The sequence below is a fragment of the Paraburkholderia sediminicola genome (genome assembly GCF_046027825.1).
GTDB lineage: Bacteria > Pseudomonadota > Gammaproteobacteria > Burkholderiales > Burkholderiaceae > Paraburkholderia > Paraburkholderia sediminicola_D.
In genome coordinates, this window is sequence record NZ_JAQQDU010000051.1 from 1 (window position 1) to 17,811 (window position 17,811).

The window sequence follows — 17,811 nt, forward strand, 5'->3', positions numbered from 1 at the left end:
GGCGGGGGGGCCCCCCCCGCTGCGAGCCGGTGAAGCCGACGGCCATGATGCGGGGATCCTGGACCAGCGCGGCACCGACTTCGTAGCCACGGTCGAACAGCAGCGAGAAGATGCCCGCCGGTAGGCGGCAGCGCCTCACTGCGCGTTGAACGGCGCGGCCGACCAGCTCGGACGTGCCCGGATGTGCGGAATGCGCCTTCACGATGACGGGGCAGCCGGCGGCGAACGCCGCTGCGGTGTCGCCGCCCGCGACCGAGAACGCCAGCGGGAAATTGCTTGCGCCGAATACCGCTACGGGGCCGAGCGGAACGTGCAGCAGGCGCAGATCGGGGCGCGCCAACGGTTGGCGCTCGGGCAGCGCGGGATCGATCCGTACGCCGAGGAAACTCCCCTCGCGTAAGACCGACGCGAACATTCTGAGCTGCGTCGCCGTGCGCGCTCGCTCGCCTTCGATGCGCCCGCGCGGTAGGCCGGTCTCGGCCATGCAGCGCTCGACGAGCGCATCGCCGAGCTCGACGATCTCGTCCGCGATCGCTTCGAGAAACCTCGCGCGCGTGTCGGGAGACGTGGCGCGATAGGCGGAGAACGCCCGCGCAGCGAGCGCGCAGGCGGTCTCGAGTTGAGCTGCGGAGGCGCCCCGAAACAGGGGGGTGAGCGGCGTGCCGGTGGCGGCATCAAGGCCGCGCAGTTCGCCGCTTTCGCCGGGCACGGCGTCCGGGCCGATCAGAAGGTGGCCGTGAATTTCCATAGGATTACCTTGCTTGTGTTGAGGAAGCGCGCGCCCGCGGTGGCGAGCGCGTGGTTCAGTCGTCGGTCGGGCTGTGTGATCAGCATGCCCAGCTGAGAACCAGCGGGTCGAGCCGCCGGGCAACGGTCAGGAGCCCGGCGCGGGTTGCGGGGTGCAGAGCGGGCAACGGATGGCGGACCGCGTCGGAGGCAATCACGCCGCCTTCCTTCATGAGCGCCTTGGCCGTCGCGATGCCGCCCTGGCGATTCTCGTAGTTGATCAGCGGCAGCCAGCGCTCGTAGTGCTGCGCGGCCCCTTCGGCGTCGCCCGCGAAGTACGCGTCGACTATCTGCCGGATGCCATCGGGATAGCCGCCACCCGTCATGGCTCCCGTTGCGCCGGCGTCAAGGTCGGCCATCAGCGTGATGGCTTCCTCGCCGTCCCACGGGCCGGCCACGGCGTCGCCGCCAAGTGTGATCAGCTCGCGCAGCTTCAGTGCCGCCTGCGGGACCTCGATCTTGAAGTAGGAGACGTTGTGCCAGTCATGGGCCAGACGCGCAAGAAACGGCGCGGAAAGCGCCGTGCCGCTGACGGGTGCGTCCTGAATCATGACGGGGATATCGATCGCTCTGGAGACCGCGCCAAAGAACGCGTGAATACCCGCTTCGCCGACCCGGATGGTTGCGCCGTGATACGGCGGCATCACCATGACCATCGCCGCGCCCATGTCCTGTGCGAGGCGGCTGCGCCTCGCACAGACGCGTGAGCTGAAGTGCGTGGTCGTCACGATCACCGGTACGCGTCCCGCGACGTGTTCGAGGACGACGCGGCTCAACGTGTCGCGCTCCTCGTCGCTAAGCGAAAACTGTTCCGAGAAGTTTGCGAGGATGCAGATGCCGTTTGAACCCGCGTCGATCATGAAGTCAATGCAACGCTTCTGTCCTTCGAGATCGAGTTGACCCGTTTCGTCGAAGATCGTGGGCGCGACAGGGAATACGCCGCGATAGGCGGCGGTTGAAGAGGGTGTGTTCATGGGCAGGGGAGCTCACTCAAGAAGGGTGCAGTACGGTGCCGTTGAGGCCCGTGTCCGCGCAACTATAGGTCGCCTGTGGCGAGCGCCGCTAATGAATAGTTTCCATGACGTGATTCCCAGGCCGACTCCCCCTCGTCGTTGCGGCAGTACATGTGCGTTTTCTCAGGCCACTGAGCACCTAGCTTTCCACACAAAATCGATTATGATCGAAAATGTGCGTCGCAAAGTCTAGATGTTAGGGGCTGTAGATAATTTTATCTGACATATAAATTGATCATGATCTATTTGTTATCTATCGGGCAGTGATACGCTAGTTGGCCATCAATCGATGACGTCGATTATTTTCATGCGCATAAACCATTTAACCCCTCGTTTCATCGATCGTATGATGAGCTGCAGTCAACGCAAAAAAGAGGAGCCAACGTGAGGATCGGGAAACAAACTGCGCCGTTTAGCGCGATCGCGACGTCCGACGCGCACTCAGTCGTCGTACGCGGAAAGGATCTATGCGAGGACCTCATCGGACAGATCGACTTCACCGACTATTTCTACTTTCTTGTCACCGGCGAGACGCCGGACGCAGCGCAGCGCTTCTTCACAAACGCGGTGCTTGTATCGATCGCGGAACACGGCCTGGTGCCGAGTGTGCAGGCCGCGCGCATGACGCTCGCCGCGGCGCCGGATGCGCTGCAAGGCGCGGTGGCCGCGGGAATCCTGGGCTGTGGGTCGGTCGTGCTGGGCAGCGCAGAGGCGTGCGGTCTGATGCTGGCCGAACTGCTCGCCGTGATGCGTGAGTCTGGCGAATCGGCCGACGCTGTCGCCGAGCGGCACGTCAAGGCCTTGCGTGAACAAAAGCGGCCCTTACCGGGATTCGGACATCCGCAGCACTCGGAAGGCGACCCGCGCGCGGAGCGGCTTCTCGGGCTCGCGCACGAACGCAACGTCGCGGGACCGGCCGTCGCGCTCCTCTTCGCACTCGAGCGCCAGGCCCCGACGGCATTCGGACGTGCTTTGCCGATCAACGTATCGGGAGCGATACCGGCCGTCATGCTGGACGTCGGTTTTCCCGTGTCGGCGCTGAAAGGACTGCCGATTCTCGCGCGCACGGCCGCCCTCATCGGACATCTGGCGGAAGAGCGTGAGCGGCCTATCGGCTTCATCCTTTCGCATCACGCCGCCGAGGCGATTACGTACGACGGCGCGAAACGCAACTGAGCCGGCCGCCGGAACGGCCCGGCGTGCTCAGGACAGCAATCGGGTCGGCTTTGACCCGCAGCAGCACGATAACGACAGTAAGCATCGACGTAGTACGGAGAGAGACAATGAGTTACCAGGTGGTACTAAAGCCGAGTGAGAGCACATTCGTCGTCGAGGACGGCGACACGATACTCGGCGCCGCAATGAAAGCGGGCCTGTTCCTTCCCTACAGCTGCCGTTCGGGCGCGTGCAGTGCGTGCAAGGGGCGCGTCATCGAGGGCGAGGTCGACTACGGCCACGTCTTTGAGAAGGCCTTGCCGCACGAGGAGCGAGAGCTCGGTTACGCGCTGCTGTGTTCGGCGAAGCCGCGCTCCGACGTGACAGTCGAGGTCGCGGAGTTGACCGGCCTCGACATCGTCAAGGCGTCGACGTATCCGTGCCGGGTGGTTTCCATGAGCAAGCCTGCGCCCGACGTAGCGGTGCTGCGCCTGCGGCTGCCGCTCAACGAGAACTTTTTCTTCCGCGCGGGGCAGTACGTCGACATGCTGCTGCCTGACGGCGCCCGTCGAAGCTATTCGATCGCGGTGCCGCCCGATCAGGTGTCGCTCACGCACATCGAGCTGCACATTCGTCATCATCCTGGCGGCCGTTTCACCGACCACGTGTTTGCGGCGCTCGCCGAGCGCGATGTGCTGCGCTTCGAAGGGCCGTTCGGCTCGTTCTTCCTTCGTGAGGACACCGACAAACCGGTGATTCTGCTGGCCGGCGGTACGGGCTTCGCGCCTGTCAAGTCGATCATCGAATACGCGATGCGGCGCAATGTGACGCGGCAGTTTCACGTCTATTGGGGCGGCCGCCGGCTGCGCGACCTCTATCTTGCCGATCTGCCGCGCCAGTGGGCTGCGAAACATTCAAACGTCCACTTCGTGCCGGTGCTATCCGGACCGGACATCGACGCTGACTGGACCGGGCGCACAGGCTGGGTCCACGAGGCCGTGCTCGAGGATTTCCCTGACCTGTCTGCCTACGAAGTCTATGCCTGTGGCGCACCCATCATGGTCGATGCGGCACGTGCTGACTTTACGCGCGTAGGCGGGCTGCCTCCGCAAGCTTTCTTCGCTGACGCCTTTCTCACCCAGGCCGAAACGGCGGGTGCCGAGGTCGCCGCCGACTGAAACACCCGTTTGCTTTTCAATATTCAGGAGACACGCTCATGACGCTCGAAATTCCAACAGAAGCCGTTGCGCCGGTGAAAAACAGCGGCGCGATCAACCGCCCTTACGTGCTCGGTCACGGCACGCTGGAGTGCCGCGATATTGCCGAAACGCGGCGTTTTTACGAGGAGTTTCTCGGCCTCGAAACCGTCCGCCATGCGGCCCCCGCCTTTGCGTTCCGCCTTGGCCTGAAATTCCACGTGTTCTGCGTGGAAGTGGGCGACAAGATTCACGACGTCTCTTTCCTCACCCATTGGGGCCTCGATGTGCGAAGTCGCGACGAGGTGGATGCGGCCTGGCGTTCGGCGCACGAGTACAAGGACCACTACAAGATTCGCCAGATTACCGAGCTGAACCTGCAGCACGGCGTTTACTCGTTCTATCTGCAGGACCTCGACTACAACTGGTGGGAATTCCAGTACTACGAGGGTTTTCAGGATGACGATGTATTCGATTTCGGCGATCGATTCTGAATAAAGGACTTTTCAACATGACTGACCGGTATCACTTGCTGAGCTACAGCGACGAAGGCCGGGCGCGCGCCGGCGTGCTCGTGGGCGACCAGGTTTATCCCTATGCGCCGTTCCTTCGGGACGTGTTGGGGATCGACGCACCGGAGCGTTCGGTGACGGAACTGATTGGCGAATGGGACGTTCAGGGCGCGCAATTGCGCGAGGCAGTGCGCCTCGCCGGTACGTCCGGGACCGCGTTGACGGGTCTGCCGCTCGACCAGGTCCAGCTGCTGGCGCCGCTGATGCCCGGCACCATCTACGGGGCGGGTGCGAATTACAGCGATCACGTCGCGGAGATGGACCTCGCCTTCAACATGCCGCCTTCGCCCGACGTGCGAAAGATTGCCGGGTCGGCGCCGTGGCATTTCATCAAGGCACCCTCCTCGTCGGTCGTCGTCGGGACCGGCGATCGCGTCAGCTTGCCGCCCTATAGTCAGGCTGTCGACTGGGAGGCGGAACTGGCGGTCGTGATCGGTCGCGCAGCGCGCAACGTGATCGTCGAAGAGGCGCTCTCGTACGTCGCGGGCTATACGATTGCCAACGATCTCTCCGTGCGGGATGCGTTTCTGCGCCAGTACATCGGTCAGCACTCGCCGTTCCGCTATGACTGGATCACGCAGAAGTGCTGGGAAGGGAGCTGTCCGCTGGGTCCGTGGATCACGCCCGCGGAACATATACCGGACGTCCAGTCCGTAGCCATTCGCCTGTGGCGCAATGGCGAGCTGCGGCAGAACTCGACCACGGCCGAGATGATTTTCGGCGTGGCCGAACAGATCGCCTTCCTCAGCACGCGTGTGACGCTCAATCCGGGCGACGTGATTCTATCGGGGACGCCAGCCGGTGTCGGCATACCGCACAACCAGTTCATCGAACCGGGCGACGAGATCGAAATCTGGATCGAACACATCGGTAAGCTGAAGACCACCTTCGCGGCAACAGAGACCGCGCGTTAGACACATTGCAGGAGGGCTACAGATGATTCTGCTATCACCAGGTGGGTCCGTCACCCGCGAGGGTGACGGACCCGCCGACAGCTTGCTGGTGGGCACCGTTGAGGGCGTGTTCCTGTTCGAGCGGGATGCGCGCATCGGCTGGTGTCTCGCGAAGCGGGGACTGGAAGGCGTCTTCGTCAGCTCGCTGACCCGGCTCGACGATGGCGCACTGATCGCGGGGACGCACGGCATGGGCGTCGCCCGCAGCGATGATGGGGGCTATACGTGGCGCCTGTGCAACCGCGGCCTCTCGCATGTCGATATCTGGGTCGTCAAGCGTGAGCGGCTGCACGGCCGGGAGTGGCTCTTTGCCGGGAGCCTGCCGGCGTATCTGTTTGTCAGCGAAGACGGCGGCGACTCGTGGCGTGAACTGCCCGCGCTGCGCGAGGTGCCGAGCGCGGCGCAGTGGCTGTTCCCTCCGCCGCCCCACATGGGGCATGTCAAGGATATCGAAGCGCTCGGCGACCGGCTTTACGTTGGCATCGAGGTCGGCGCGCTGCTGCGTTCGGACAACGACGGACAAAGCTTCTCCGAGTTGCCCGTCGATCCGGACGTCGGCGACGTCGACATTCACAAGATCGTGGTCCATGCACAGCGCCCCGGCCGGATCGTGGCGGCCACGGGGTGGGGCATCATCATCAGCGAAGACGACGGCGCCACCTGGCAGAAAGGCATTCCGCTGCCGCGAATCGACTACCCGGTCCCGCTCGTGATGCACCCGCGTGACCCGGATCTGCTGTTCGTTGCGGGTGGCGAGGGCTGGCCGCCGAACTGGTACGCCCTCGGGCGTTCGCGAGCCCGGATCGCGCGCAGCCGTGACGGCGGACGCACCTGGGAGCGCCTGCTGGGCGGCTTGCCGGACGGCCAGCGTCCCACCTACGGCGCGCTGGCCATCGACGCCTGGCCGGACGGTTTCGCGGTATATGCGGCGGACACCGACGGCCAGATCTTCGAGAGCCGCGACGGCGGCGACACCTGGCAGATCATCGGGGAAGCGGGGCCCGTTTCGAAAGGCGATCAGTATCGGGGGCTTGCGAAGAACCGGCCGTATCTGATGGGCGTGGATGCGCTCAAGCCGACCGAGGCAGGTAATAGCCGGATGTCGGCCTTTGGGGCTGCCTGAGCCGTCTGTAGCGGCGACACAATAATTGATCGAGTGGAGTGCGGCTGCAACATCGCTGCCTCTGCGCCAAGAGGTGAGAAATGAATACCCAAATCGTCGCGTGCGACGACAGAAATCAGAACTGGTTGATCAAGGGCGCCAGCGTGATCACCATGGACCCCGCGCTCGGAGAACTGGCGACGGCGGACATTCTGGTGCGCGAAGGCGTGATCGTCGACGTCGCGCCCGTCATCGATTGCCCCGACGTGCCGGTAATCGATGCACGTGACTTTATCGCTATCCCGGGCTTTGTCGATACGCATCGGCATCTGTGGGAGGGTTTGATCCGCAATACGCTGCCGGACGGCACGCTTGGCGACTACTTCCACGTGGCTAACGGCGCCTTTGGGCCGATCTATACGCCCGACGACGTCTACGCCGGCACGCTGTTGAGTGCGCTCGGCGCGCTCGATGCGGGCGTCACGACGGTGCTCGACTGGGCGCACGTCCAGAATTCTCCTGACCATACCGAGGCCTCGCTCGCCGCGCTGCACGAAGCGGGCGGTCGCGCCGTGTTCGCCTTCGGACCGCCGACGAACGAATCGATCGGCCACCGCTATCCGGAGGATATCCTCCGGTTGCGCCGCGACCATTTCGCTTCTGACGATCAGTTGCTCACGCTCGCGCTCGCGGCGGTCAGCCCCGAGCACATTGCACCGGAAGTCGCAAAGCGGAACTGGAGCAAGGCGCGCGAAGCAGGTGTGCGCATCAGTACGCATGCGGGAATTGCGGGCAAAGGTTCCCCGGACGAGATCGAGCGCTTCGGCCGAGCCGGATTGCTGGGTCCCGACGTCACCCTCATTCACTGCGCGACACTGAGCGAAACCGAATGGAAAATCGTCGCCGACACCGGCACGACAATCTCGATCTCGACGCCCATCGAACTGTTGATGGGACACGGCATGCCGCCTCTGCAGCAGGCGCTCGACGCCGGCATTGAGCCGAGCCTGAGCGTGGACGTGGAAACGTCGATGCCCGGTGACTTCTTCACGCAGATGCGCGCGACCCTGACGTTGCAGCGCGGACTCTCGTTCGCCCGTGAGCATGCGGGCGAGGCCGCGCCCGAGCGGATGACCGTGCGCGATGTCCTGCGTTATGCGACCGTTGCCGGCGCGCACACGAACGGTCTTTCCGGCCGCGTCGGACGAATCGCGCGGGGTTTGCAGGCCGACATTGTGCTGCTGCGTGCTGATACGATCAATACGATGCCGGTGAACGACCTGGTGGGCGCAGTCGTGCTGGGTATGGACCTCTCGAACGTAGACACGGTCATGGTGGCGGGGCGCATCGTCAAACGTGACGGCCGTCTGCTCGGGGTGAACATGGAGAAGTTGCGCACGACCGTGTACGAAGCGCGCGACAGGATCTTCGGCAAAACCGGCATGCGCTGTTTTTGCAAGCAGCACGCCGGCGGGTTCGTCTGAAAGGCGCGCGGCATGTCTCAGTGTGTTGCGTCGCGCACGGCTGCCTGAACGATCGAGGCGAATTGCCGCGGCGCGTCGCGCAGTTCGCGCGCGCGGTGCCAAAGCAGGCCGGGCGTGCGGATGGGCGTCGGGCTTTCGATGGGGATCACGCGTACGTCGTCGCGTAGCACCGCGTGTTCCGAGACGATCGTACCAATATCGGTGCGGCTGGCCAGTTCGATCATTGGCGCGATCGCATTCATCTCGACGACCACTGCCGGTTCGGCACGCGCCATCGAGAAACACCTGTCGAGCAACTGCCTTGTGGCCGATGAGGAATGCAAAAGCGCGAGACGTTGAAGATGCAGTTCCACCATGCGCACCGAGCGACGGTGTGCGAGCGGATGCGAGGGCGAAACGACGAGTACCAGTTCTTCGTCGTAGAGCGGCTCGAAACGCAGATTCGGACTGTGCGGCTTGTAGCCGATGGCAAGGTCGAGTCTTTCGGCTTCAAGCGCATCGGCCAGCTCGTCCTGGGCATATTCGAAGACGGTCACCTTAACGGACGGATGCCGTTCCATAAACGTCGATACGCATGCGGGAATGATGCGCATGTTGAAGGTATGCGTTGCGCCGATGGTAATCTCTCCGTGCAGATCGGCGCTCGCTTCTTTCAGCGACCATAGCCCGGCGTCGACCTCGCGCAACGCGCTCTGCGCGTGGGCGAGGAACGTCTCGCCGGCGGGCGTCAGATGAACGCGTTTGCCGATGCGCTCGAACAGCAGAACGCCCACTTCTTCTTCAAGCTGCTTGATCTGATGGGACAGCGTGGACTGCGCGACATGCACACGCTCAGCCGCGCTCGTGAAGCTGAGATGCTCCGCGAGCGCAACGAAATAACGAAGGTGTCTGAGCTCCATCTGGGCGCCATGTCTCTTTTAAAATGTGTCAGCTCTCGTGCTGCCGGCGCCGCTTTCTGCCATCGGCACGATCGGCAATCACCGTGCGCGGGCACGATGCGCGAATTTTACCAGCCGGTTGGTCTTTTTGTTGACTTAAAGAATCGTCAAGATAACGAAGAATTGCGCTGCTGGGGGGCATATAAATGAATGAAGTTCTTGGCACCCAATGGAATAGCTTCTTTGGCGGCCTGGTCGGTGCGAGCGCTGCCTTGGCGGGCCTTGTGTTCGTGGCGATATCGATCAACCAGAGCAGAATCGTGCCGTCGTTCAGTTTGAGGTCCCGGGCGGGTGAAACGCTCATCCTGCTGGCAAGCGGGCTCGTCGCAGCATTGGCTGCGTTGATCCCGGGACAGCCGTTGATCGTGTTCGGCGCCGAAATCCTGGCCGTTGCTATTATTCCCTGGACAATACCGGTGGTATTTCAGTTGCACACGGTTCGCCTGCGCGAGGTCAAGCGTCGCTGGTACTTCTGGGTCAGAGTCGCGCTTCACCAGCTGGCCGTCGTGCCGACCATGATTGCCGGCGTTCTGCTAATGGCACATCATTCGGACGGGGATTACTGGCTTGCAGGCGGGTTAATGCTCACCCTGGTCGTCGGTCTGATTAACGGGTGGATTCTTTTAGTGGAAATCTCACGGTAATGGCGGCGCCCGACCTCGAGTCGCGATCGGATAGCGATTATCCGACGGACCCGAACCTGTGTGGCATGACTCAACGGGGGATGTCCATCAGACGGCGGCCGATGCAACACGCAAGCCGAGACCGTTGTGCCGTTCGATCAGTCGTTTGATCAAGCCGCCTGATTTTGCCTCCTCGATGTATGCACTGAGGAATGCATGGCCTTCCCGATGAATTCGACGCAAGCCGACTGCCTGTTCGACAGCAACGAAACGTCCGTCGAGTACGCGTGAGCCGGCCAGAGTTGGTGTGTCGGCGAGCAACTGCGCCTTTAAACCCGCCAGTACTTCAAGTCGCTGCTCGACGAACGCTTCGCGTGCGTCGGCATGGGTGTGGAATCGGATCAGCGTCGCATGTTCAATCTGGCGCGTGAGCCATAGGTCATAGGCTGTGCCGGCTGCAACCGCAAGACGCACGCCGCTACGATCGACGGCGGACACGTCGGTCAGTTCGGTGTCTTTAGCCACGAGATAGCCGGCTTCTATTTCAACGTAACCCGCCGTGAAAGCAATTTGCTGCGCGCGCACCGGGTCTGCCCCAATCAGGCCGATATCCCAGCTATCTGCCTCCGCCGAGTCGGCGATCTCATGGGGCGCGTTAAAGGAGACCAGTTCGCAGGCTACGCCGAGCCGTTGTGCAATCTCGCGGGCGAGGTCGGGCGCGATGCCAGCGGGGTCGCCAGTTGCATCACGTCCGGTGACGAGCAGGGGATTGCTGAGATTGATGGCAGCACGCAGCACGCCGCGTGGGGCGAGTTGATCGAGCAAAATTGAATTCATAGGCCCTTGGTTAGAATAGCGCGCCGGAATTCCTGCATGGCGGCGCGCGTAACGTCCAGCGATCTTTGGAAGAGGGAGGTGTGGCAGATGCCGTCGCTCACTGAATCGCCGCCTTTGTCTGGCCGCGTTGGACTTCGGCGGACGGAAATCGGGCGTGATGAAGCATCACGAAGCACAGCGCGCAGGCCATGGTCGTGGCCGTTACGACCCATAGTGCGGGCGCGTACGAACCAGAATGCACGCGAGCCATGCCCACCAGCGTCATCGATACGGCGCTCGACACCTGGAACGCCGCGAAGATCGTCCCGTAGATTGTTCCGAAAGCAGCGGTGCCAAAATAGCGCGCCACGACAACGCTGAGCACGTCGAACTCGGCGCCGACCACGAAGCCGATCACCACTGCGGATGCGTAGGCCGTACCGTATGGCGCTCCCAAGGCCAGCAGGGCGAACGCGGCGCTCGCCGCCAGACAGCAGGCGGTCATGACGACTGACGGCGAGACACGATCGAGCAGCCATCCAGTCGCAAGACGCCCGATGATCAACGCGCCCCCCATCAAACCCTGTACCCACCCCACCCGCGCAGCGGACATGCCGAGATCCAGCAGCACGCGCGACTGGTGAACGATTGCTGTGGCACTGGCGGGCCCCAGTAACAGGAAAGCCAGCAGGAGGAGGCCGAATGCGCGTGTTCGGCACGCCGGGAGAAACGCGGTTCGGGAGAGTTCTCGCCTTTCGGGACGATATCCTTTCTCGCCGGCTGACACCTGCGCCCGACGGTTTTCGCGCAGGAATCGAATCGCTACCGGCCACGTCAGCACAAACGCACCAGCGCCCAGCCATGCATAGGTGCTTCGCCAACCAGCATGAGATATCAGGTAGGTGGCCAGCGGCGGCAAACATGCTGCACCGATGCCGATTCCGGTGTTGGCCAGTCCCATCGCCAGACCCAGGCGCTGCTTGAACCAGGAGGCCGTTATTTGCAGGTATGAAATCGGCCACGTCCCCACTGCGGCGAGTGGAATGATGACGCAAGCCGCGTAAAACATCGCCAGACTGGCGGGCAGGAGGGACAATGCGGCCACGCCCAAGGACATCGCCGGGATCGAAATCAGCGCAAGCCGGCGTCCCCCGAAGCGATCGACTAGCTGCCCCTGGAGAACTGAGGTGACGGTACTCATGATCGTCAGGATGGTCGCGCCAACCGAAATCGATGCAACGCTCCAACCGAACGCGTGACTGAGGGGCGTCACGAAGGTGCCGAAGCAGAACACGAGCAAAGTGCTTGGGCCCAGCGCAAGGCCAATAATGCTCGCCATCACCGTCAGCCAGCCGGCATAGACGGAACCGCTGGTGTTTCGCAACGATTCTTTAACCGCGATCACCGCCACACGTGGTTCGTGCATTGGCTCTCCTTGATCTTCTACGTTATAGCGTTGATATGGCGCTCGGATTTCATCGGCGCTGGCCTCGTATGGACTTTTCGAGCCACGAAGAAGCGCGCTTGCGAAGTCATGCAGTGGTGTGCGCTTCGGGATTGCACTCCGATTCTACGAAAGCGAATTCGGCTGGGGAAATGGCTTATTCGCATGGTTAAAATCGACTGAGTCGATGAAACGGCGGGCTGACTCGCAGAGACATTCTGCGTGGTGGTATGGCGCGGCAGATAGCGCCGCTCAGTCCCCAACGACTGCGTGCCAGATTTCCGTTGTGCAGGAAAGTGTTTGACCTGCGGTTCTGGTTGTTGCTGCGAGCGCGAGCAATGCCGCTAGCTAACACGCTACGAGCGCCTCACAGCGAGCCGCCGCACGGCCGGGATCCGATGCGTTTTGAGTATCGTCTGGCCACTTCTGCTATCTGGCAACGACTCGGCCAGATCCCTATAGTGGCCTGTAATGCCGAAGCATCAGCACAGGAAGCGCGACGACTCACCGTGGATCGTGTCCGCGCGCGCCGTTGCGCGTAACGTGACCACGGCCGGCCGCGCGCCATGACGACGCATGGTTCGCTCGTTCGCTGCCTCACTCTGACCATCGACACCTCACGCCTTGAATGACGTAAACGTCCGCATGCCGGCTGCACATTGCCGGCGGAAGGGGCGGCGCTCGGAACGCCCCGCACCTATCAGGGCTATCACCGAGTCAGAAAAATAGATCGCAGTCTAAAAATATAGTAGACTTCATTTATACCGGTTCCGGTTACGAAGTTCGCAGCGTTTGTTTACCGAACCTGCGGTACGTGCAGCGTTTTTGCGTAATTCAAAAGTTCGTTGGGGCTAAAGCATGGCGATAAAGGGACTTGACCTGGTGACCTTCTCGGTTGACGACGCGTCGGCCGCAGACCGGTTCCTGATGCAGTGGGGACTGAAGCGCGTGGCGGACCCGCGGTTCGGCTCGCGATACGAATGTGCGGACGGTTCGGCGGTGCGTTTCGCGCCGTCGTCGTCGGATTTCCTGCCGGCGGGGGTCCAGCCCGGGCCAACGGTGCGTGAAGTCATGTGGGGCGTGGAATCGCCAGCCGACATCGAGCGTTTGCATCATGAACTCGCGAGCGACCGCCCGGTCGAGGTGGACGAAGAAGGCGCGTTGCATACCGTCGACGACTCGGGTCTCGCGATCGCCTTTCGCGTGTCGCACAAGCAGTCGCTCAAGGTGGATCCGCTCGGTTTCAACACGCCGGGCGCGCCGCAGCGCATCAATAGTCCGTCGCGTTTCTATAAATCGGCGGAGCCGCAGGAGCTGAGCCATATCGTGATCGGCGTGGCGAATTTTTCGCAAGCGGAGTCGTTCTACCGCGAGCGTCTCGGCTTCACCGTATCCGACCGCTATCAGGGGCGCGGCGTATTTCTGCGCGGCGCACCGCGCGGAAATCACCACAATCTGTTCCTGCTCGATGACGGCAAGAACAGCTTCAATCACCTTGCATTCAAGGTACGCGACATCCACGAAGTGATCGGCGCGGGGCAGCAATTCCAGGCGCTCGGCTGGCAAACGCACATTGGTCCTGGGCGCCACTACGCGTCGTCGGGTTGCTTCTGGTACTTCAAGAGCCCCTTCGGCGGCGCGCTCGAATATGTCGCCGACGAAGACATCCTGACTGAGGCCTGGCAGTCGAGCGTATTCACGCCAACGCCCGAGATGTTCTCCGAATGGCACTTCGGTGCGGAAGGACCGAAGCTCGGACCGTTGGCCAAGCCCGGGGCGGAATCATCATGATGACGCCGATCAGCGAAGACTTTCTCGCAATACGCGCCGTCGTCGACGCCTGGATCCTGTGGCGCGACACCGGCGACTGGGCCAGGCTGGCCGCTTGCTGGCATCCGGACGGCACGATGAGCTCGACGCGCTTTAGCGGCAGCGCCGCCGACTTTGTCGTCGAAACCCGTGCGGCCTTCGAGCGTGGCGCGAACGTTCAGCATTTCCAGTGCGGCTTTCAGTGCGATATCGCCGGGCATCGTGCGATTTCACAAGTGCGTATGCAGATCAGGCAGCGCGCCCGCGTCGACGGCGTGGAGGTGGATGCGACCTGCACGGGCCGTTTCTTCGATTTCTTCGAGCGTCGCGCGGGGCGTTGGGCGATCGTGCGCCGTCAACCGATCTATGAAGTCGACCGGCTCGACACTGTGATGCCGGGCGCGACGCTGGTGCTGGACGAAGCGTTGCTGAACGCGTTTCCGCACGCTTACCGGCATCTCGCCTACCTGCAGTCGAAGAATGGCTTTAACGTCCAGCGGGATTTGCCGGAGTTGCGCGGCCCGCGCGTCGAAGCCCTGTACGAAGAAGGGCGCGTCTGGCTCGACATCGTCGCCGATAAGGGAGACTATCGTGCCAAATGAAGCTACGCAGGATACCTTGATTTTTCCGCCACTGCGGCGCGTCGTGACGGGCCATGACGAGGCGGGTCGCAGCGTCGTGTGGCTGGACGCCCACGCCGTCAATCAGCGCGAACCGGCGGACCGGCTGCGCACCACCCTGATGTGGATCACCGACGAAGCGCCGGACTACGCCGGCACCGAAGATGCTGGCGACCGGCAGAGCGGCATCGCGCCGCCGCCGGGCGGCAGCCGCTTCTCAATGCTGCAGATCGCGCCGGGCAATCGCGTCGCGGGCTTGCATCGGACCGATAGCATCGACTACGTGATCTGTGTGAAGGGCCGCATCGATTTGCTGCTGGAGATGGGCAGCACGACGCTGTGCGCCGGCGATGTCGCGATTCAGCGCGGCACGATGCACGGCTGGTACAACAGCGGCGACGAGCCGGCCGTGTTGGCCGTGGTGCTGGTCGACGCCGGGCCCAAGCGCGCCGACGCGGTGCACGGAAACCAGATGGCGACCTGAGATGAGCGACTCTGATATGTCTTCCTCCGCCGTCCCGCTCGCGGGACTTGCGTATCTCGGCGTGGCTGCCGACGATCTGGACGCGTGGCGGCGATTTGCCACCGCGATTCTCGGTGTGCAGCCGGATGAGCCCGACGATCAGTCGCTGGTGCTGCGGATCGACACCAAGCAGACGCGCTTGCTCATTGAGCGGGGACCGGCCGGGATCAACAACGGCTGCCGGTATATCGGCTGGTCGCTGGCGCCGGGTGTCGAGATCGACACGGCGGCGGCGCGCCTCGAACAGCTTGGCGTCGCATGCCGGACCGGCACGCCGCAGGAGTGCGCACGCCGTGCGGTCGAACGGATGATCTGGTTCACCGATCCGCTGGGCAACCGTGTCGAGTGTTGCACCGGACATCGCGACGCCGCAGACGCGCCGGTTTTCACGCGTCCGCTGGCCGGCTTCAAGACCGACGACCTCGGTCTCGGCCACGTGGTGCTGCTCGCGCGACAGCCGGACGCTGCGATCCGCTTTTATCAACGCGTGCTGGGATTCCGCTTGAGCGATACCGCGGAACGGCCTTTTGAAGCCGCGTTCATGCATGTCAACCCGCGTCATCACAGTCTCGCGATCATCCGTGGCGAGCGCGACGCGCTGCATCACCTGATGGTCGAAATGCTGTCGTTCGACGACGTTGGTCAGGCCTACGACCTGGTGCACAACCGCAAAGTGCAGATCGGCGCCAGTCTGGGCCGCCATAGCAACGACTACATGACTTCGTTCTACGTGATGACGCCCTCGCGCTTCATGCTCGAGATCGGTTGGGGCGGCCGCCTGGTGGACATGGACAACTGGACGCCCGAGGTGCTGACCTGCGGGCCGAGTCTGTGGGGGCACGAGCGCACCTGGTTGCCCGAGCGCACGCGCCGCGATGCCGAGCACATGCGTTTGCAGGCGGCCGCCGACGGGCTCAAGGCGCCATTGCAGGTGCGTGACGGCTTTTTTACCGAGATTCCCTAAGGAGTGGTTCGATGAAGTTGGCTTCGCTGAAAAATGACTGCCGCGACGGCATGTTGATTGCCGTCGACCGGAATCTGACCCGTGCGGTGGCCGTGCAACACATCGCGTCGACCCTGCGCGACGCGATCGAGCGGTGGGATAGCGTTGCGCCGCAACTGGATGCGGTCTACCAGTCGCTCTGCGACCGCGATTCGCCGGTCGCCGACAGTTTTTCGTTCGACCCGGCACACTGCATGTCGCCGTTGCCGCGCAGCTTTCAATGGCTCGACGGCTCTGCGTATCTGAACCACGCAGAGTTGGTACGCCGCGCGCGCAACGCAGACATGCCCGAATTGCTGTATCGCGAACCGATGATCTATCAGGGCGCATCCGACAGTTTTATCGGCCCGCGCGATCCGATTCTGGTGGCCGACGAAGCGGCCGGCATCGATCTCGAAGCCGAAGTCGCCGTGATCTGCGACGACGTGCCGATGGGCGTCGACAAGACCGAGGCGCGCCGTCACATCAAGCTGCTGATGCTGGTCAACGACGTCAGCTTGCGCAATCTGATGCCGGAGGAGCTTTCCAAGGGCTTTGGCTTTCTGACGTCGAAACCGGCGACCGCGTTTTCGCCGGTTGCCGTCACGCCAGACGAGCTGGGCAAGGCATGGGACGGCGTCAAGCTCAGCCTGCCGATTCGTAGCTATGTCAACGACGTCAAGCTTGGCGCCCCGAACGCCGGCGTGGACCTCGACTTCGATTTCGCGGATCTGATCGTGCACGCCGCCAGGACACGCGAGCTGGAGGCCGGCACGATTATCGGCTCGGGAACCGTGTCGAATCGGGATGCCAGTTTCGGCAGCTCGTGCCTGCAGGAGAAGCGGATGCTCGAGAAGATTGCCCACGGCGAGCCGCGCACATCGCATTTGCGGTTCGGCGACCAGGTGACGATCGACATGTCAGATGAGAACGGCGGCTCGATTTTTGGTGCTATTGTTCAGCGCGTGGCGCCTTACCGGGCCGCTCCCGGCTAGGCGGCCGGCAGCGCCGCTGCGCATGCCGCCGCTCAATGCACAACTTCGACGTCAAACATCCATGAACAGCGTAACGACCCGTTCCACCACAGAGGCCAAGCCGCTTGGCCTGCGCGAGCGCAACAAGCTCGAGAAATTTGCCCGGATTCAGGACGCGGCCCGGTCCTTGTTCGGCGAAAAAGGCTATGACGAAACGACGATGCGTGAGGTGGCCGACACCGCAGGCGTCAGTCTCGGCACGCTCTTCTCGTACGCGCACGACAAGCGGGACCTGCTGTTTCTGGTCGTAACGGACGCGCTCGAACGCAAGAACGCCGACGTGTTCGAGGCGATCCCCGCGGATAAACCGCTGCTGGACCAGTTACTGTTCGTGTTCCGCGGCTTTTACGAGTTCTTCGGCGCGGAGCCTCAACTGTCGCGACTGGTCCTGCGCGAGATGGTGTTCTTCTCGGAAGGCCCGCACGCCACCCGCGTGCAAAACGATCGCGCGTTCATGCTGGAGAAGTTTGGCCGGATGGTGAAAGACGCGCAAAAGCGCGGTGAACTGCGCACCTTTTCCGGCAGCAGAGGGCATCGCAAGATTGGCGATCTGATCTTCGCGATTTATGCGGCGCACGTGAGGGAGTGGCTGCGCGAGCCGGTCGAACCGCTGGAAACCGGCTTGCGCGAGCTGCGCGATTCGCTGACGTTGCTGTTCGACGGCATCGCGGCACGATAAGTACAGCGCGGCGAAGCCGACGATTGCGACGATGGGTTTTAAGCCCGTCATCTGTTTGATTTGATTCGTATAACGAAATATT

The 17,811-nt window shown here is 62.8% G+C and carries 18 protein-coding genes; 13 read left to right on the forward strand and 5 right to left on the reverse strand.

Annotation, left to right across the window (positions count from 1 at the left end; genetic code table 11):
• Both PQQ96_RS25195 and PQQ96_RS25200 read right to left on the reverse strand, forming a co-directional pair.
• Positions 1-748, reverse strand: a 748-nt coding sequence (locus PQQ96_RS25195; protein WP_408297719.1) for an aldehyde dehydrogenase family protein, incomplete at its 3' end; no start/stop codon positions are given.
• 79 nt (positions 749-827) lie between these two features.
• On the reverse strand, positions 828-1,760 hold the full coding sequence (locus tag PQQ96_RS25200; protein WP_408297721.1) for a dihydrodipicolinate synthase family protein: 933 nt from the start codon (positions 1,758-1,760) through the stop codon (positions 828-830).
• Positions 1,761-2,183: 423 nt separating this feature from the next.
• Between PQQ96_RS25200 and PQQ96_RS25205 the strand changes: the two genes are divergently transcribed.
• The 6 genes from PQQ96_RS25205 to PQQ96_RS25230 all read left to right on the forward strand — a co-directional run bounded on the left by PQQ96_RS25205 (position 2,184) and on the right by PQQ96_RS25230 (position 8,261).
• Entirely contained in the window at positions 2,184-2,975 is a 792-nt protein-coding gene (locus tag PQQ96_RS25205) for a citryl-CoA lyase (protein ID WP_408297723.1), read from the forward strand.
• Between the two features lie 107 nt (positions 2,976-3,082).
• On the forward strand, positions 3,083-4,132 hold the full coding sequence (locus PQQ96_RS25210; protein ID WP_408297725.1) for a CDP-6-deoxy-delta-3,4-glucoseen reductase: 1,050 nt from the start codon (positions 3,083-3,085) through the stop codon (positions 4,130-4,132).
• Positions 4,133-4,170: 38 nt separating this feature from the next.
• The gene (locus PQQ96_RS25215) at positions 4,171-4,644 is read left to right on the forward strand and encodes a VOC family protein (protein WP_408297727.1); all 474 of its coding nucleotides are present in this window, start codon (positions 4,171-4,173) and stop codon (positions 4,642-4,644) included.
• A gap of 17 nt (positions 4,645-4,661) precedes the next feature.
• Entirely contained in the window at positions 4,662-5,636 is a 975-nt protein-coding gene (locus tag PQQ96_RS25220) for a fumarylacetoacetate hydrolase family protein (RefSeq protein ID WP_408297729.1), read from the forward strand.
• A 22-nt stretch (positions 5,637-5,658) separates the two neighbouring features.
• Complete coding sequence (locus PQQ96_RS25225; RefSeq protein WP_408297731.1) at positions 5,659-6,798, forward strand: WD40/YVTN/BNR-like repeat-containing protein; 1,140 nt, start codon at positions 5,659-5,661, stop codon at positions 6,796-6,798.
• Between the two features lie 80 nt (positions 6,799-6,878).
• The gene (locus PQQ96_RS25230) at positions 6,879-8,261 is read left to right on the forward strand and encodes an amidohydrolase family protein (protein ID WP_408297733.1); all 1,383 of its coding nucleotides are present in this window, start codon (positions 6,879-6,881) and stop codon (positions 8,259-8,261) included.
• Positions 8,262-8,278: 17 nt separating this feature from the next.
• On the opposite strand, the gene PQQ96_RS25235 is transcribed toward PQQ96_RS25230, so the two are convergent.
• Positions 8,279-9,160, reverse strand: coding sequence for a LysR substrate-binding domain-containing protein (locus PQQ96_RS25235; protein WP_408297735.1), 882 nt, complete (start codon positions 9,158-9,160; stop codon positions 8,279-8,281).
• Between the two features lie 185 nt (positions 9,161-9,345).
• Between PQQ96_RS25235 and PQQ96_RS25240 the strand changes: the two genes are divergently transcribed.
• Positions 9,346-9,843: a hypothetical protein gene (locus tag PQQ96_RS25240; protein ID WP_408297737.1), complete on the forward strand. Its 498-nt coding sequence runs from the start codon at positions 9,346-9,348 to the stop codon at positions 9,841-9,843.
• Between the two features lie 87 nt (positions 9,844-9,930).
• Here PQQ96_RS25240 and PQQ96_RS25245 read toward each other — a convergent pair whose 3' ends face one another.
• Together PQQ96_RS25245 and PQQ96_RS25250 are read right to left on the reverse strand one after the other, a co-directional pair.
• The gene (locus PQQ96_RS25245; protein ID WP_408297739.1) at positions 9,931-10,659 is read right to left on the reverse strand and encodes a transporter substrate-binding domain-containing protein; all 729 of its coding nucleotides are present in this window, start codon (positions 10,657-10,659) and stop codon (positions 9,931-9,933) included.
• A gap of 97 nt (positions 10,660-10,756) precedes the next feature.
• On the reverse strand, positions 10,757-12,064 hold the full coding sequence (locus tag PQQ96_RS25250) for an MFS transporter (RefSeq protein ID WP_408297740.1): 1,308 nt from the start codon (positions 12,062-12,064) through the stop codon (positions 10,757-10,759).
• Between the two features lie 876 nt (positions 12,065-12,940).
• Between PQQ96_RS25250 and PQQ96_RS25255 the strand changes: the two genes are divergently transcribed.
• The 6 genes from PQQ96_RS25255 to PQQ96_RS25280 all read left to right on the forward strand — a co-directional run bounded on the left by PQQ96_RS25255 (position 12,941) and on the right by PQQ96_RS25280 (position 17,729).
• Positions 12,941-13,873, forward strand: coding sequence for a VOC family protein (locus PQQ96_RS25255; protein ID WP_408297742.1), 933 nt, complete (start codon positions 12,941-12,943; stop codon positions 13,871-13,873).
• Positions 13,870-14,493, forward strand: coding sequence for a nuclear transport factor 2 family protein (locus PQQ96_RS25260; RefSeq protein WP_408297744.1), 624 nt, complete (start codon positions 13,870-13,872; stop codon positions 14,491-14,493). The genes PQQ96_RS25255 and PQQ96_RS25260 overlap by 4 nt, the downstream gene beginning before the upstream one ends.
• The gene (locus PQQ96_RS25265; protein ID WP_408297745.1) at positions 14,483-14,995 is read left to right on the forward strand and encodes a cupin domain-containing protein; all 513 of its coding nucleotides are present in this window, start codon (positions 14,483-14,485) and stop codon (positions 14,993-14,995) included. Before PQQ96_RS25260 ends, PQQ96_RS25265 begins: the two co-directional genes overlap by 11 nt.
• Position 14,996: 1 nt before the next feature.
• Positions 14,997-15,998 (forward strand): VOC family protein, encoded by a 1,002-nt coding sequence (locus tag PQQ96_RS25270; RefSeq protein ID WP_408297747.1) that lies wholly within the window; start codon positions 14,997-14,999, stop codon positions 15,996-15,998.
• Between the two features lie 11 nt (positions 15,999-16,009).
• The gene (locus PQQ96_RS25275) at positions 16,010-17,011 is read left to right on the forward strand and encodes a fumarylacetoacetate hydrolase family protein (RefSeq protein ID WP_408297749.1); all 1,002 of its coding nucleotides are present in this window, start codon (positions 16,010-16,012) and stop codon (positions 17,009-17,011) included.
• Positions 17,012-17,072: 61 nt separating this feature from the next.
• A complete protein-coding gene (locus PQQ96_RS25280) occupies positions 17,073-17,729 on the forward strand; it encodes a TetR/AcrR family transcriptional regulator (RefSeq protein WP_408297750.1) in 657 nt (218 codons plus the stop codon).
• Positions 17,730-17,811: the final 82 nt, after the last annotated feature.

Coding starts and splice junctions, on each gene's coding strand:
- PQQ96_RS25200 (WP_408297721.1), bottom strand. CDS start 1,760: ATGAACACACCCTCTTCAACCGCCGCCTATCGCGGCGTATTCCCTGTC.
- PQQ96_RS25210 (WP_408297725.1), top strand. CDS start 3,083: ATGAGTTACCAGGTGGTACTAAAGCCGAGTGAGAGCACATTCGTCGTC.
- PQQ96_RS25215 (WP_408297727.1), top strand. CDS start 4,171: ATGACGCTCGAAATTCCAACAGAAGCCGTTGCGCCGGTGAAAAACAGC.
- PQQ96_RS25220 (WP_408297729.1), top strand. CDS start 4,662: ATGACTGACCGGTATCACTTGCTGAGCTACAGCGACGAAGGCCGGGCG.
- PQQ96_RS25225 (WP_408297731.1), top strand. CDS start 5,659: ATGATTCTGCTATCACCAGGTGGGTCCGTCACCCGCGAGGGTGACGGA.
- PQQ96_RS25230 (WP_408297733.1), top strand. CDS start 6,879: ATGAATACCCAAATCGTCGCGTGCGACGACAGAAATCAGAACTGGTTG.
- PQQ96_RS25235 (WP_408297735.1), bottom strand. CDS start 9,160: ATGGAGCTCAGACACCTTCGTTATTTCGTTGCGCTCGCGGAGCATCTC.
- PQQ96_RS25240 (WP_408297737.1), top strand. CDS start 9,346: ATGAATGAAGTTCTTGGCACCCAATGGAATAGCTTCTTTGGCGGCCTG.
- PQQ96_RS25245 (WP_408297739.1), bottom strand. CDS start 10,659: ATGAATTCAATTTTGCTCGATCAACTCGCCCCACGCGGCGTGCTGCGT.
- PQQ96_RS25250 (WP_408297740.1), bottom strand. CDS start 12,064: ATGCACGAACCACGTGTGGCGGTGATCGCGGTTAAAGAATCGTTGCGA.
- PQQ96_RS25255 (WP_408297742.1), top strand. CDS start 12,941: ATGGCGATAAAGGGACTTGACCTGGTGACCTTCTCGGTTGACGACGCG.
- PQQ96_RS25260 (WP_408297744.1), top strand. CDS start 13,870: ATGATGACGCCGATCAGCGAAGACTTTCTCGCAATACGCGCCGTCGTC.
- PQQ96_RS25270 (WP_408297747.1), top strand. CDS start 14,997: ATGAGCGACTCTGATATGTCTTCCTCCGCCGTCCCGCTCGCGGGACTT.
- PQQ96_RS25275 (WP_408297749.1), top strand. CDS start 16,010: ATGAAGTTGGCTTCGCTGAAAAATGACTGCCGCGACGGCATGTTGATT.
- PQQ96_RS25280 (WP_408297750.1), top strand. CDS start 17,073: ATGAACAGCGTAACGACCCGTTCCACCACAGAGGCCAAGCCGCTTGGC.